Source organism: Pseudomonas fluorescens, from assembly GCF_902497775.2.
GTDB classification, from domain to species: Bacteria; Pseudomonadota; Gammaproteobacteria; order Pseudomonadales; family Pseudomonadaceae; genus Aquipseudomonas; species Aquipseudomonas putida_F.
The window spans coordinates 3,458,242-3,471,610 of record NZ_OZ024668.1 but is presented as its reverse complement, the minus strand read 5'-3'; the positions used below and the strand labels follow the sequence as shown (position 1 = coordinate 3,471,610).

Sequence of the window (13,369 nt, the reverse complement as noted above, 5' to 3'; positions counted from 1 at the left end):
CAGGACCCAACATGTTCAAGTCTTCCTTTATAGGGGCAGGGCTGGCGCTGCTCGTTGGTTGCGCCAGTGTCAATGCGCCGGTGGCCGACCGTGCCTATACCCGGGTCGAATCGCGCATTGGTGAATGGGGCGCAATCATCGAGCTGGGCAGTGGCAGGCAGATCTCACCGACCCAGCTGCTCGATGAGCTGGCGCCGGCGCGAACGGTGATGGTTGGTGAAGTGCATGACAACTTCGCCCATCACCTGATCGAACAATGGCTGGCCACCCATCTGGCCGAGCGCCGACCCCAGGGCGCAGTCGTTCTGGAGATGCTCGACAGCGACCAGCAGCGCCCGGTTAGCGAAGTCCAGGCCTGGCTGGGCCAGGGCAACCAGGTGCGCAGCCAGCGCCTGCAACAGATCATCCATTGGGACCCGCGCTGGAGCTGGGAGCAGTACGCCCCCCTGATGGAGGCACTGATGCCGGCGCCGACGTCGCTGCTGGCCGGCAACCTGTCGGGCGCTGAGCGCAAGCGCCTGACGGCGGCACCGGTACAAAACCCGGATGACCTGTTTCCGTCGCCGGCCATTGCCGCACGCCAGCGCCAGCACATCAGCGAAATGCACTGCGGGCAGATCGATGCTTCGCGCATGAACGCCATGCTCGCGATCCAGCACGCCCGCGACCAGCGCATGGCGCAGGTACTCGATAACGCCAAAGCCCCCGGCTTGCTGTTCGCCGGGGTCCTGCACACGCTGAAAAGCCTTGGCGCCCCGCAATACCTGGCGCAAGGCGCGAGCGATCCGGGGCTGAAAGTGCTGGTGATCGGTGAGCAGGATCATCGCCTGACCACCCGTGATGCCGACTACGTCTGGATGTTGCCGGCTGAAGATGCCGAGGGTGCCGCCCTGGTTGCCGCCGCTGACGGTTGCGACCAGCCCGCCCATTGAACCCCCTTCACTACAAGGAATTTACCGTGACTCAATTGACTGCTGTCGAACTCAACGAGCGTTTTGGTAGCGATTGCCTGTGTCTTGATCTGCCGGCGGTGGACGTCGCTGCGCAATTGCATGCCCTCGGCCCGGTGCGCACTGTGACCCCGGCCAGCCATGCCTGGATCGAGCAGGTCGGGTACTACCCGCAGTCTGACGATATCAGCGAAGCGGGGCTGGTGATTGGCGAAGATGGCCTGGACCTGCGCTTGAATCTGCGCGCCTGGTTCCGGGTGTGCTTGCAACATGATGTTATGCGTAATGCTTACAGCCTGAATGTGCTCGACCGACACGCTCAGACGTTGCTGCGCCTGACGTCACTGCCGCAGTCTTCGTCAGCGGGCTGGGCAGCGCTGTACAGCCAGTGTGTGGCCAGGCCGTCGCAATTCATCCCGCGCGAAGCCTTCGCCAAGCGCGTGGTCCAGGTGCCCGGCCTGGTTGATGAGTGGGCGGCGATGGCAAATGTCCATGAGCATTTTGCCCTGCTCAAGCGCCACGGCCTGACCCGTTACGAAGGCAACGCCCTGGTGGCCCCCAAATTTGCCCGGCAACTGGCGCAGTCCAGCCCGGTCGAGGTATTCCGGCGGTTGGCCGCCAGTGCCCTGGAATTGATGCTGTTCGTTTACAGCGCCGGCAGTGTACAGATCTTCACCGGGCGGTTGACGGGCATGAGCGAGGCAGGCGCGGAGCTGCTGTTTGATATGCCCGCCAGTGAGCAGGCGGCGCCGACCTGCTTCAGCATCGCCGATGCGCCGGATGCGCAAATCTGGCGCGTTTACAAGCCTAACCAGGTAGGCGGCGTCACCAGTCTTGAGTTTTTTGACGCCGAGCAGCGCCTGATCGTCCAGGTTTTCGCCCGTCGCCCGGCCGGGCAGCCTGAGCAGCTGGCCTGGCGTGAATGGCTGGATGCCCTGGAGGCGGTGCGATGAAGGGTTTGCTCTTTGGCGTGTTGACGGCGTGCGCGGTCATGACCGCCCAGGCCGAACCGGCCGACACCCTGGTGATCGGCAACGACCTGGCGGAAATTGTCGATCGACTGGGTGGCACGTCGCGCCTGGTGGGGCGCGATGACTCCAGTCGCTACCCGCAAGCGATCGCCAGCCTGCCGTCGGTGGGTTACCTGCGCCAGCTCTCGGCAGAGGGCGTGCTGGCCCTCAAGCCGCAGCGGTTGCTGATCAGCGATGCCGCCCGCCCGGGCATCGTGCTGCGCCAGTTGAGCGGCCTGGGGCTTGAGGTGGTGAGTATTGCCCGGGGCAAGGGCGTCGGCGATATCCCGGCAAAAATCGAGCAGGTCGCGGCGGCCATGGACCGTCAGGCGCAGGCGCAAGCGTTGCTCGCCGAACAGCGCCAGCTGGCAGGGCAGCTGGCAAAAACGCCAGTGCTGAAAGGGCCGAAGGCCTTGTTCATTTTCAATTACGCGGGCATGACGCCGCTGATCATGGGGCGCGGCACCGAGGCTCAGGCGGCGCTGGAACAGGCGGGGATCGAAAACTGCGCGACCTTCAACGCCTATAAACAAGTCGCGGCCGAAGCCATGGTGTCGCTGGCGCCGGATTTCGTGATTGTCAGCACGGCTGGGCTGGCGGCATTGGGTGGGGAAGACAACCTGTGGAAACTGGGCGGTCTGCTGCATACCCCGGCCGGACAGCATCGGCGCCTGGTGCAGGTCGATGACCAGGCGCTGCTGAACCTCGGGCCGCGCACGGTGCAGGCCATGCTGCAGTTGCGCCAGGATGCGGGAGCGCTATTTCCATGAAAGGCGCGGGAAGTGTCTCGTTGCCGACCTTGATGCTCATGCTGGCCGCGCTGTGCACCCTGCTGGTGGTGTGTTCGCTGATCGGCAGTATCGGCTTGTCGCCGCGGATCCTGTTTGGCGATCTGCCCACTGCGCTGGAGTGGCAGGTATGGAGCGAGGTGCGCCTGCCGCGCCTGCTGCTGGCAGTGCTGGTGGGGTCGACCCTGGCGGTGGGTGGCACAGCGATGCAGGGCCTGTTTCGCAATCCGCTGGCCGACCCCACCCTTTTGGGGCAGGCCAGTGGAGCGGGGCTGGCGGTGTCGGTCTGGATAGTACTGTTCAACGGCCGCTTCGCCGGGCTGGAACTGTATGGGCAGTTTTTCGCAGGTTTTCTCGGGGCGTTGCTGGTGACCCTGGTGATTTTTCGTATCGGCCGGGGGTACAAAGGGCGCGAGTCGACCATCACCTTGCTGTTGGCGGGACTGGTGATCAACACCCTGACGGGGGCCCTGGGCGGCATTCTCACCTTTGTTGCCAGCGAAGAGCAGTTGCGCCAGCTGAGCCTGTGGGGCATGGGCAGCCTGAGCAGCGCCGAGTGGTCGACCCTGACGCTGGCCTGCCTGGTCTTGCCCTTGACCTTGTGGGTGCTGGCGCGCTGCGCGGGTGATCTGGACCTGTTCCAGTTGGGCGAGGTGTCAGCGCACGCCGCCGGGCTGGATGGCGATCGCCTGAAAAACCGCGTGGTGCTGGCCTCGTCGCTGGGCGTGGGCCTGTGCGTGGCCTTGAGCGGCATCATCGGCTTTATCGGCCTGCTGGTGCCGCATTGCCTGCGCCTGTATTTCGGCCCTGGTCACCGTTTGCTGATTCCGGCGTCGATGCTCTGCGGCGCGATCCTGTTGCTGGTTGCCGACACCCTGGCGCGCAGCCTCACCAGCCCGGCAGAAATTCCCGTCGGCCTGGTCACCAGCATTATTGGCGGGCCGTACTTTCTCTGGTTGTTGCTCGGTCGCAAGGTGCGGGAGTTTTGACATGCTTGAACTGATCAATGTCAGCCTGGAGCGGCCCTTTGCCCTGGCGCCCATCAATGAACAGATCAAGCCCGGCGAGTTGCTCGGGCTGATCGGTCCCAATGGCGCGGGCAAAAGCACGCTGCTCTCGCTGATCTCCGGTTACCTGCAGCCGGGAGGCGGCCGCATCGACTTGCTTGGCCGTGAACTGTCTGGGTACGTGCCCGCACAACTGGCGCGCAGGCGGGCGCTGGTCACTCAACAGATGGACAGTGCCTTTGATTGGCGGGTCAATGAGTTCATTCGCCTCGGTCAGCAGCATCCCGGCGAGCCTTGCCCGGGCATTGTCGACGCCCTGGATATTCGCCATCTGCTCGGTCGCGGGGTGTTGTCCTTGTCCGGCGGTGAATTGCAGCGGGTGACCATTGCCCGGGCCATGAACCAGTTGGCCGTCAGCCCGCTGACTGACGCTTGGAACGATGGTCAGGGCTGCCTGCTGCTACTGGATGAACCTACCAGCGCCCTGGACATCGGCCAGCAACAAAACCTCATGCGGGTATTGCGCACCCTGGCCAGTTCACCGCGCATTGCGGTGGTATGTGTGCTCCATGATCTGAACCTGGCGGCACGCTATTGCGATCGCCTGTGGCTCCTGGAGAATGGCCGGCTCTGCGCCAGTGGTGCGCCAGCCCAGGTGCTCAGCGCGCAGCGCATTGCGCAAGTGTTCGGTGCGCAGGTGCGGGTAACGGCGGACGAGCAGCATAAAGTGAACATCGAACTGGCGCCGTGACAGGCCTCTAGCGCGGGCTCAACGTGACCCAGTAGCGCGAACGGCGCTGCACCCGCACGGGCAATGAGAGGGGCAGGGCGTCGAGTACCGCATCGGTATCAGCCAGCGGATAAACACCGGAGATGCGCAGCGCAGCGATTTCATCGCTGCAGCGCAGCAAGCCTGGCCGGTAACGGCTGAGCTGGCCCACGAAGGCGTCCAGGCGCATGTTGTCGGCCACTAGCAAGCCCTTGCTCCAGGCCGGCTCAGCCAGGTTGCCGCTGGCCGGTTCGATGCGTGTCGGGGTAAAACGGGTGCGTTGCCCCGGGGCCAGGCGCAGGGTGTTGCCAGGCGACTGCTGCGCCTGCACCTCGACCGCGCCTTCGAACAGGTCGACCTGGGTCATTCCCGCTTGCAGTTCGACGCAAAAACGGGTTCCCAGTGCACGCACCAGGCCTTGTGCGGTGTAGACACTCAACGGGCGTTCAACGGCGTTCGGCGGGTGGCCGCTGCTGATCAGCAGGCGTCCGGCATGCAACTGCACGCGCCGCTGCCGGTTATCGAACAGTACGGTGATCTCGGTGTTTGCATCGAGGGTCAACTGGCTGCCATCTTCCAGGCTGATGTGCTGCGGCGCGCTGGCGCCATTGCTGTAGCTCAACTCCCGGTTCGGCTGCCAGAAATTGCGATAGGCCAGTTGCCCGGCGCAGCCGAACAGGCCGAGCACGGCGAGGGCCTTGAGCGCTTGTCGGCGACTGCTGCCCGGGTTGCCCTGCGACAGGCTCTTGTAGCCGGCGTGGGGTTCAAGGCCCGCCATGCGCCGGCGCAGGGCTTCAATGTGCAGCCAGGCGCGCTCGTTGTCCGGATGGGCGGCGCGCCAATGCTCCAGTGCTTGCTGTTGCTCGGGGCTGAGCGCGCCCTCCATGGTTTCGGTGAGCCACTGCGCGGCTTCGCGGGTGGTGCGCGGGTTGAAGGGGGAGGGGCTCATGACAGCTCTGCAAAAAAACAATGTTGGTTGGCCCGTACCAGGTAGAGCTTCACCGAACGCGTGCTGACCTGCAGGCGCTGGGCGATCTCGGCAATCTTCAGGCCTTGCAGGTGCGACAGCAGGAAGGCTTCGCGGACCTTGCCCGGCAGGGCGTCGAGCATGCGATCGAGCAAGGTCAGGGCTTCGAGTGCCAGCACACGGACTTCGGGGGAAGGCTCCACTGCTTCGGGCAGGCTGGCCAACGCTTCCAGATACGCCTGCTCAACCAGGCGCCGGCGATAGACATTGGCCATCAGCCGCCGCGCCACGGTCGAGAGGAACGAGCGGGGCTCGCGGATCCTGAACAGGTCCTTGGAGCTAAGGATGCTCAGGAAGGTGTCCTGGGCGATGTCGGCGGCGTGCTCCGGGCAGCCGATACGCTTGCGTAGCCATCGGTGCAGCCAAAGGTGATGGTCGTTGTACAGGGTGCTCAGGTACGTATCGAGCTGCGGTGTAGCGGGGCGGGTGTCCATCGGGTGCGTGGCCGGCGTGAAGCGGAACGGGCGCGCAGTATAACGAGAACAATTATCAAATGATAATCGTTATTGATGAGTGTTGTTGGTCACAGGCTGGTTGCTGGCGGATATGCCGCCGTGCCCATCTGCCGTAGCGCCTGGTTGCACGCCTTCGTCGCAGGCTGCCTGGCTAATGGCTCTGGCCAACGAGCCCTTGAAGATAGGGGTGGGCTCGCGGTCGGCTTCGGCGTGTTGAAGATCCTCCAGCGAAGTTCCCGAGCCTAGGAAGCGTACGGTTCGAGCTGTGCAATCGTACTGGCGAGCACTGTAACTGGTGCCGCTGATGCCGATACGCTGGGTGATCACAGTGCGCTGGGAGGCATCTCCGGAAACGCTGACGATCGAGTAGCGGGCATCGGGGTCGAAGGAGGTTTGCAGTACTGTTGCGCTGGCGGCGAAGCTGCAGAGTGCCAGGCAGCTGCCGGAGATAAGTTTGGTCAGCACGGGTACTTCCTTGCATTTGGCGCTGTGATTTTGCAGGAGGTGTCAGTCGATAATGAAACGTATTACCGACATGGCACGTTGCTAGCTTAGTGGGCGAGCGCTTCCTAGACAATCACCTGCCCCTTTTGTTCCTGAATTTTCCGACAACTGGAGGAGATTATTCACGCATCTTTTTACGCCCTGGTGACAATTAACTAAAAGCTGATAAATTTCAGCCGGTTGAAACCGTGGCCGGGGCGGTCGCGAAAAGGAAAAACACCATGATTTCACCAGAACGTCAGGCTATTGCCCTGCAGCGCTATGTCGATGCCAACCCGCAGATGCGCGATGAGATCGCCGGGCTCAGCGAGCACGAGCAGGCTCAGCAGGTCCAGTGGGCCTTTGAGGATGCCGCGCAGGAACAGGGGATCGAGCCCTGGGAGCTGACCTTGCAACTGATCGCCGAGTCCCCCGAGGAGCTTGCGGCCATGCGCCTGGAGGTGCATCGCGAAGCTGCCGAGGCGTTGGGGATGGCATGGGAAGAGTATTGTGCGTTCAACGACATCGAATAGAGCCGCAACGCCGCGATTCGGATTTGTAGTGTTTTGACAAGATATTCTGCAGGCCAAGACTGGAGCGTCACGGCTTCACCTGTGGCGTCCAGGCCAGGGCCTGCGTGTGTTGAGGGGCCTTGGGCAGGGTTTTTGCCGGGGTCTATGAATTAAATGGACCGGCGTACTTTCCCGTCGTCCTGAACGGGGTGACTTCTGGTCTTTGAGCCACTAGAATGCTTGCCCTTGATTCTGGAGTCGGGTATCGCCGGCTAACGTCTGTGCAACGAGGAATATCCATGCAAGTTTCTGTTGAAAATACTTCTGCTCTCGAGCGCCGCATGACCATCGCCGTTCCGGCCGAGCGCGTCGAGACCGAAGTCAACAAGCGTCTGCAACAGACTGCCCGTCGCGCCAAGGTCCCAGGCTTCCGTCCTGGCAAAGTGCCGATGAGCGTGATCCGTCAGCGCTACGAAGACGCCGCCCGTCAGGAAGCCTTCGGCGACCTGGTACAGGCTTCCTTCTACGAAGCCGTGGTCGAGCAGAAGCTGAACCCGGCTGGCGCCCCTGCCGTCGAGCCAAAATCGTTCGAAAAGGGCAAGGACCTGGAATACGTCGCCATTTTCGAAGTATTCCCTGAGTTCACCGTTGCCGGTTTCGACTCGATCGCCGTCGAGCGCCTGAGCGCCGAAGTGGCTGACGCCGACCTGGACAACATGCTGGAAGTGCTGCGCAAGCAGAACGTTCGTTTCGAAGCCGCCGACCGCGCAGCCCAGAACGAAGACCAGCTGAACATCGATTTCGTCGGCAAGGTCGACGGTGAAGTGTTCGCCGGCGGTTCGGCCAAGGGTACCCAGCTGGTACTGGGTTCCGGCCGCATGATCCCTGGCTTCGAAGAAGGCCTGGTTGGCGCCAAGGCCGGTGAAGAGCGCGTTCTGAACCTGACCTTCCCTGAGGACTATCAGAACCTGGACCTGGCTGGCAAAACCGCCGAGTTCACCGTTACCGTCAACAGCGTTGCAGAGCCAAAGCTGCCTGAGCTGACCGAAGAATTCTTCGCCCAGTTCGGCATCAAGGAAGCAACCCTGGAAGGTTTCCGCACCGAAGTTCGCAAGAACATGGAGCGTGAACTGCGTCAGGCGATCAAGACCAAGGTCAAGAACCAGGTAATGGACGGCCTGCTGGCTGCCAACCCGATCGAAGTGCCGAAAGCCCTGCTGGAAAACGAAGTGAACCGCCTGCGCGTTCAAGCCGTTCAGCAGTTCGGTGGCAACATCAAGCCTGAGCAACTGCCGGCCGAACTGTTCGAAGAGCAAGCCAAGCGCCGCGTGGTGCTGGGCCTGATCGTCGCCGAAGTGGTCAAGCAGAACGAACTGAAGCCGGACGAAGACCGTGTTCGCGAAATGATCCAGGAAATGGCCTCGGCCTACCAGGAGCCTGAGCAGGTCGTGGCTTGGTACTACAAGAACGACCAGCAACTGAACGAAGTCCGTTCGGTTGTGCTGGAAGAACAAGTTGTGGATACTGTTCTGCAGAAAGCGACTGTGACCGACAAATCGGTCTCGTACGAAGAAGCCGTAAAACCAGCCCAGGCCCCTGCCGACGCTGAGTAATTCGCCTGCTTCGTAGGAAAACACCACAAGCCAGCCTTCGAGCTGGCTTGTGCGTATTCAAGACATGACTATTTGGGAGTGAGTGCAGGACATGTCCCGCAATTCTTATTATCAGCAGAGCTCTGACATCCAGGCCGCAGGCGGCCTGGTCCCGATGGTTATCGAGCAATCCGCTCGTGGCGAACGCGCCTATGACATCTACTCGCGCCTTCTGAAGGAACGAGTGATCTTCCTGGTCGGCCCGGTAGAGGACTACATGGCCAACCTGGTAGCGGCGCAGATGCTGTTCCTTGAAGCGGAAAACCCGGACAAGGATATCCATCTCTACATCAACTCGCCGGGCGGTTCGGTGACTGCCGGCATGTCGATCTACGACACCATGCAGTTCATCAAGCCGGACGTCTCGACCATCTGCATCGGCCAGGCCTGCAGCATGGGCGCCTTCCTGCTGGCTGCGGGTGCCAAGGGCAAGCGTCACTGCCTGCCGAACTCGCGGGTGATGATTCACCAGCCACTGGGCGGTTTCCAGGGTCAGGCGACGGATATCGAGATCCACGCCAAGGAAATCCTTTCCATCAAGTCGCGTCTGAACGAGCTGCTGGCCTACCACACAGGTCAGGACCTCGAGACCATCAAGCGTGACACTGAACGCGACAATTTCATGAGCGCCGAGCGCGCAGCCGAATACGGCCTGATCGACTCGGTCTACGACAAGCGGCAACTGGCCTCCTGAATCCGGGTGCCAGAGCAGGCGGGCGCGCATTGCGCCTACCTGCGGACTTGAAAAAGCCCGCAATTGCCTTCATCTTGTGTTGCAAGCCTACCGGATTGGATCGATCGAATGACTGACACCCGTAACGGCGAGGACAACGGCAAATTGCTCTATTGCTCCTTCTGCGGCAAAAGCCAGCACGAAGTGCGCAAGTTGATTGCCGGCCCCTCGGTATTTATCTGCGACGAGTGCGTCGACCTGTGCAATGACATCATCCGTGAGGAGGTGCAGGAAGCCCAGGCCGAAAGCAGCGCGCATAAACTGCCTTCGCCGAAAGAAATCAGCACCATCCTGGACCAGTACGTCATTGGTCAGGAGCGTGCGAAAAAGGTACTGGCGGTAGCGGTATACAACCACTACAAGCGCCTGAATCAACGCGACAAGAAGAACGACGATGTCGAGCTCGGCAAGAGTAACATCCTGCTGATCGGTCCGACGGGCTCGGGTAAGACCCTGCTCGCCGAAACCCTCGCACGTCTGTTGAATGTACCGTTCACCATCGCCGATGCCACCACCCTGACCGAAGCCGGTTACGTGGGTGAAGACGTCGAGAACATCATTCAAAAGCTGCTGCAAAAGTGCGACTACGACGTGGAAAAGGCCCAGATGGGCATTGTCTACATCGACGAAATCGACAAGATCTCGCGCAAGTCGGACAACCCGTCCATCACCCGTGACGTTTCGGGCGAGGGCGTGCAGCAGGCGCTGCTCAAGCTGATCGAAGGCACGGTCGCTTCGGTACCGCCGCAAGGTGGCCGCAAGCACCCGCAGCAGGAATTCCTGCAGGTCGATACGCGTAACATCCTGTTTATCTGTGGCGGTGCGTTCTCGGGCCTCGAAAAGGTCATCCAGGCACGCTCCACTCGCGGCGGCATCGGCTTTGGTGCCGAAGTACGCAGCAAGCAGGAAGGCAAGAAGGTTGGCGAGTCGCTGCGTGAAGTCGAGCCTGACGATCTGGTCAAGTTCGGTCTGATCCCGGAATTCGTCGGTCGTCTACCAGTTCTGGCGACTCTCGACGAGTTGGACGAAGCTGCGCTGATGCAGATTCTGACCGAGCCGAAGAACGCCCTGACCAAGCAGTACGCCAAGCTGTTCGAGATGGAAGGCGTGGACCTGGAGTTCCGTAGCGATGCACTCAAGTCCGTGGCCCGCAAGGCCCTGGAGCGCAAGACCGGGGCCCGTGGCCTGCGTTCGATCCTCGAAGGCATCCTGCTCGACACCATGTACGAGATTCCTTCGCAGAAGGATGTCAGCAAGGTGGTGATCGACGAGAGCGTCATCGATGGCTCCTCGCAGCCGCTGTTGATCTACGAGAACAGCGAGCCGCAAGCCAAGGCTGCACCCGACGTCTGAGTCGCCACGCGGCTCGATTCAAGCAAGGGGCCTTCGGGCCCCTTTGCTTTTCCTGTCGCAGAGCTTGTTTTTTTGCGGGCCTGCCCCCACATTAACTCCACGCTCAAATTCCATCGGTTTCCGGCCATAAGGCCGCTGTAGAGGCGAAATCATGAAGACCACCCTCGACTTGCCTCTCCTGCCATTGCGCGATGTCGTCGTCTATCCGCACATGGTCATCCCACTGTTCGTGGGGCGCGAGAAGTCCATCGAGGCCCTTGAGGCCGCGATGACGGGCGAGAAGCAGATCCTCCTGCTGGCCCAGAAGAACCCCGCTGACGACGATCCAGGCGAAGACGCCCTGTACCGCGTCGGTACCATTGCCACCGTCCTGCAACTGCTGAAACTGCCCGATGGCACCGTCAAGGTGCTGGTCGAAGGCGAGCAGCGTGGCGCGGTCGAGCGTTTCAACGAAGTCGACGGGCACATTCGTGCCGAAGTTTCGCTGATTGACGAATCCCAGGCCGCCGAGCGCGAGTCGGAAGTCTTCGTCCGCAGCTTGCTGTCACAATTTGAACAATATGTTCAGCTGGGCAAGAAAGTCCCGGCTGAAGTCCTTTCGTCGCTCAACAGCATCGACGAACCTGGGCGTCTGGTCGACACCATGGCAGCGCACATGGCGCTGAAGATCGAGCAGAAGCAGGAAATCCTCGAAATTCTCGATCTGTCGGCCCGTGTCGAACACGTGCTGGCGCTGCTCGATGCGGAAATTGACCTACTGCAGGTCGAGAAGCGTATTCGTGGCCGGGTCAAGAAACAGATGGAGCGCAGTCAGCGCGAGTACTACCTGAATGAGCAGATGAAGGCCATTCAGAAAGAGCTCGGCGACAGCGAAGAAGGTCACAACGAAGTCGAAGAGCTGAAAAAGCGTCTCGACGCCGCCGGCCTGCCAAAGGATGCCTACGCCAAGGCCCAGGCCGAGCTGAACAAGCTCAAGCAAATGTCGCCAATGTCGGCCGAAGCCACCGTGGTGCGCTCGTACCTCGACTGGCTGGTGCAGGTGCCGTGGAAGGCGCAGAGCAAGGTGCGCCTGGACCTGGCCAAGGCCGAGGAAATCCTCGACGCCGACCACTACGGCCTGGAGGAGGTCAAGGAACGCATCCTTGAGTACCTCGCCGTGCAAAAGCGGGTGAAAAAGATCCGTGGCCCGGTGCTGTGCCTGGTAGGACCGCCTGGGGTGGGCAAGACCTCCCTGGCCGAGTCGATCGCCAGTGCGACCAACCGCAAGTTCGTGCGCATGGCCTTGGGTGGCGTGCGTGACGAAGCCGAGATTCGCGGCCACCGCCGTACCTACATCGGTTCCATGCCCGGTCGTCTGATTCAGAAAATGACCAAGGTTGGTGTACGCAACCCGCTGTTCCTGCTCGACGAAATCGACAAGATGGGCAGCGACATGCGTGGCGATCCGGCCTCGGCGCTGCTGGAAGTGCTCGACCCCGAGCAGAACCACAACTTCAACGATCACTACCTGGAGGTCGACTACGACCTCTCGGACGTGATGTTCCTCTGCACCTCCAACTCGATGAACATCCCGCCAGCGTTGCTGGACCGGATGGAAGTCATCCGTCTGCCAGGTTACACCGAAGACGAGAAGATCAACATCGCGGTCAAGTACCTGTCGCCCAAGCAGATCAAGGCCAACGGCCTGAAGAAGGGCGAGCTGGAGATCGACGTCACGGCGATCCGCGACATCATCCGCTACTATACCCGCGAAGCCGGTGTGCGGGGTCTGGAGCGCCAGATCGCGAAGATCTGCCGCAAGGTGGTCAAGGAGCACTCCGGCCTCAAGCAGGTCGCGGTGAAGGTCACTGGCGAGCAGCTCGAGCACTACCTTGGGGTGCGCAAGTACCGCTACGGTCTGGCCGAGCAGCAGGATCAGGTTGGGCAGGTCACGGGCCTGGCCTGGACCCAGGTGGGCGGCGAGCTGCTGACCATCGAAGCGGCGGTGATTCCGGGCAAGGGCCAACTGATCAAGACCGGCTCGCTCGGTGACGTGATGGTCGAGTCCATCACGGCCGCGCAAACCGTGGTGCGCAGCCGGGCCCGCAGCCTGGGGATTCCTGCCGACTTCCACGAGAAGCGCGACACCCACATCCACATGCCCGAAGGCGCCACGCCCAAGGATGGTCCAAGTGCCGGTATCGGTATGTGCACCGCCCTGGTCTCGGCCCTGACCCAGATTCCGGTACGTGCCGATGTAGCAATGACTGGCGAGATTACCTTGCGTGGTCAGGTGCTGGCGATTGGCGGTTTGAAGGAAAAACTGCTGGCTGCGCACCGTGGTGGAATCAAGACGGTGATCATTCCGGAAGAGAATGTGCGTGATCTGAAGGAAATTCCTGAGAATATTAAGCAGGATCTGCAGATTAAACCGGTCAAATGGATTGACGAAGTCCTCCAAATTGCGCTGCAATACGCCCCGGAGCCCTTGCCCGATGTGGCTCCGGAGATTGTCGCCAAGGATGAAAAGCGCGACAGCGATTCCAAGGAAAGAATCAGCACACATTAGTACGTATTTGGCTGGGGGGCTTTCTTGACAGTATTTTCAGGCCCTTGTTATAAAGCGGCACTTAAGTGTCAACAGGCCACCC

Annotated in this window: 13 protein-coding genes; 10 read left to right on the top strand and 3 right to left on the bottom strand. The window is 61.4% G+C overall.

What is annotated here, in order from left to right:
• The first annotated feature begins 11 nt into the window (after window positions 1-11).
• The 5 genes from F8N82_RS15920 to F8N82_RS15900 are packed head-to-tail and all read left to right on the top strand — an operon-like array spanning window position 12 to window position 4,506.
• Entirely contained in the window at window positions 12-932 is a 921-nt protein-coding gene (locus F8N82_RS15920) for a ChaN family lipoprotein (protein ID WP_052251546.1), read from the top strand.
• A gap of 26 nt (window positions 933-958) precedes the next feature.
• Window positions 959-1,903: a ChuX/HutX family heme-like substrate-binding protein gene (locus F8N82_RS15915; protein ID WP_038996168.1), complete on the top strand. Its 945-nt coding sequence runs from the start codon at window positions 959-961 to the stop codon at window positions 1,901-1,903.
• A complete protein-coding gene (locus F8N82_RS15910; RefSeq protein WP_038993863.1) occupies window positions 1,900-2,730 on the top strand; it encodes a heme/hemin ABC transporter substrate-binding protein in 831 nt (276 codons plus the stop codon). Before F8N82_RS15915 ends, F8N82_RS15910 begins: the two co-directional genes overlap by 4 nt.
• Window positions 2,727-3,737, top strand: a complete 1,011-nt coding sequence (locus F8N82_RS15905; RefSeq protein WP_038993862.1) for a FecCD family ABC transporter permease — start codon at window positions 2,727-2,729, stop codon at window positions 3,735-3,737. The genes F8N82_RS15910 and F8N82_RS15905 overlap by 4 nt, the downstream gene beginning before the upstream one ends.
• Window position 3,738: 1 nt before the next feature.
• The gene (locus tag F8N82_RS15900; protein ID WP_038993861.1) at window positions 3,739-4,506 is read left to right on the top strand and encodes an ATP-binding cassette domain-containing protein; all 768 of its coding nucleotides are present in this window, start codon (window positions 3,739-3,741) and stop codon (window positions 4,504-4,506) included.
• Window positions 4,507-4,513: 7 nt separating this feature from the next.
• Here the strand turns inward: F8N82_RS15900 and F8N82_RS15895 are convergent, their stop codons facing one another.
• The 3 genes from F8N82_RS15895 to F8N82_RS15885 all read right to left on the bottom strand — a co-directional run bounded on the left by F8N82_RS15895 (window position 4,514) and on the right by F8N82_RS15885 (window position 6,471).
• Entirely contained in the window at window positions 4,514-5,473 is a 960-nt protein-coding gene (locus tag F8N82_RS15895; protein ID WP_038993860.1) for a FecR domain-containing protein, read from the bottom strand.
• Window positions 5,470-5,985, bottom strand: a complete 516-nt coding sequence (locus F8N82_RS15890; RefSeq protein WP_038993859.1) for a sigma-70 family RNA polymerase sigma factor — start codon at window positions 5,983-5,985, stop codon at window positions 5,470-5,472. The genes F8N82_RS15895 and F8N82_RS15890 overlap by 4 nt, the downstream gene beginning before the upstream one ends.
• A 69-nt stretch (window positions 5,986-6,054) precedes the next feature.
• Window positions 6,055-6,471, bottom strand: coding sequence for a hypothetical protein (locus tag F8N82_RS15885; protein ID WP_052251391.1), 417 nt, complete (start codon window positions 6,469-6,471; stop codon window positions 6,055-6,057).
• 260 nt (window positions 6,472-6,731) lie between these two features.
• Here F8N82_RS15885 and F8N82_RS15880 point away from each other — a divergent pair, with 260 nt between their 5' ends.
• From F8N82_RS15880 to lon, 5 genes are all read left to right on the top strand, one after another.
• On the top strand, window positions 6,732-7,022 hold the full coding sequence (locus F8N82_RS15880; protein ID WP_038993858.1) for a DUF6388 family protein: 291 nt from the start codon (window positions 6,732-6,734) through the stop codon (window positions 7,020-7,022).
• A 278-nt stretch (window positions 7,023-7,300) separates the two neighbouring features.
• Window positions 7,301-8,614: a trigger factor gene (gene tig / locus F8N82_RS15875; protein ID WP_038996167.1), complete on the top strand. Its 1,314-nt coding sequence runs from the start codon at window positions 7,301-7,303 to the stop codon at window positions 8,612-8,614.
• A 91-nt stretch (window positions 8,615-8,705) separates the two neighbouring features.
• Window positions 8,706-9,347: an ATP-dependent Clp endopeptidase proteolytic subunit ClpP gene (gene clpP / locus F8N82_RS15870; RefSeq protein ID WP_010224369.1), complete on the top strand. Its 642-nt coding sequence runs from the start codon at window positions 8,706-8,708 to the stop codon at window positions 9,345-9,347.
• A 108-nt stretch (window positions 9,348-9,455) separates the two neighbouring features.
• Window positions 9,456-10,739, top strand: coding sequence for an ATP-dependent Clp protease ATP-binding subunit ClpX (gene clpX, locus F8N82_RS15865; RefSeq protein WP_010224368.1), 1,284 nt, complete (start codon window positions 9,456-9,458; stop codon window positions 10,737-10,739).
• Window positions 10,740-10,890: 151 nt separating this feature from the next.
• Complete coding sequence (gene lon, locus F8N82_RS15860) at window positions 10,891-13,287, top strand: endopeptidase La (protein WP_038996166.1); 2,397 nt, start codon at window positions 10,891-10,893, stop codon at window positions 13,285-13,287.
• Window positions 13,288-13,369: the final 82 nt, after the last annotated feature.

Bases quoted from the DNA above. Each gene is read 5' to 3' on its own strand.
- F8N82_RS15880 (WP_038993858.1), top strand. From the start codon at position 6,732: ATGATTTCACCAGAACGTCAGGCTATTGCCCTGCAGCGCTATGTCGAT.
- F8N82_RS15890 (WP_038993859.1), bottom strand. From the start codon at position 5,985: ATGGACACCCGCCCCGCTACACCGCAGCTCGATACGTACCTGAGCACC.
- F8N82_RS15910 (WP_038993863.1), top strand. From the start codon at position 1,900: ATGAAGGGTTTGCTCTTTGGCGTGTTGACGGCGTGCGCGGTCATGACC.
- clpX (WP_010224368.1), top strand. From the start codon at position 9,456: ATGACTGACACCCGTAACGGCGAGGACAACGGCAAATTGCTCTATTGC.
- lon (WP_038996166.1), top strand. From the start codon at position 10,891: ATGAAGACCACCCTCGACTTGCCTCTCCTGCCATTGCGCGATGTCGTC.
- F8N82_RS15905 (WP_038993862.1), top strand. From the start codon at position 2,727: ATGAAAGGCGCGGGAAGTGTCTCGTTGCCGACCTTGATGCTCATGCTG.
- F8N82_RS15920 (WP_052251546.1), top strand. From the start codon at position 12: ATGTTCAAGTCTTCCTTTATAGGGGCAGGGCTGGCGCTGCTCGTTGGT.
- F8N82_RS15900 (WP_038993861.1), top strand. From the start codon at position 3,739: ATGCTTGAACTGATCAATGTCAGCCTGGAGCGGCCCTTTGCCCTGGCG.
- tig (WP_038996167.1), top strand. From the start codon at position 7,301: ATGCAAGTTTCTGTTGAAAATACTTCTGCTCTCGAGCGCCGCATGACC.
- F8N82_RS15895 (WP_038993860.1), bottom strand. From the start codon at position 5,473: ATGAGCCCCTCCCCCTTCAACCCGCGCACCACCCGCGAAGCCGCGCAG.
- clpP (WP_010224369.1), top strand. From the start codon at position 8,706: ATGTCCCGCAATTCTTATTATCAGCAGAGCTCTGACATCCAGGCCGCA.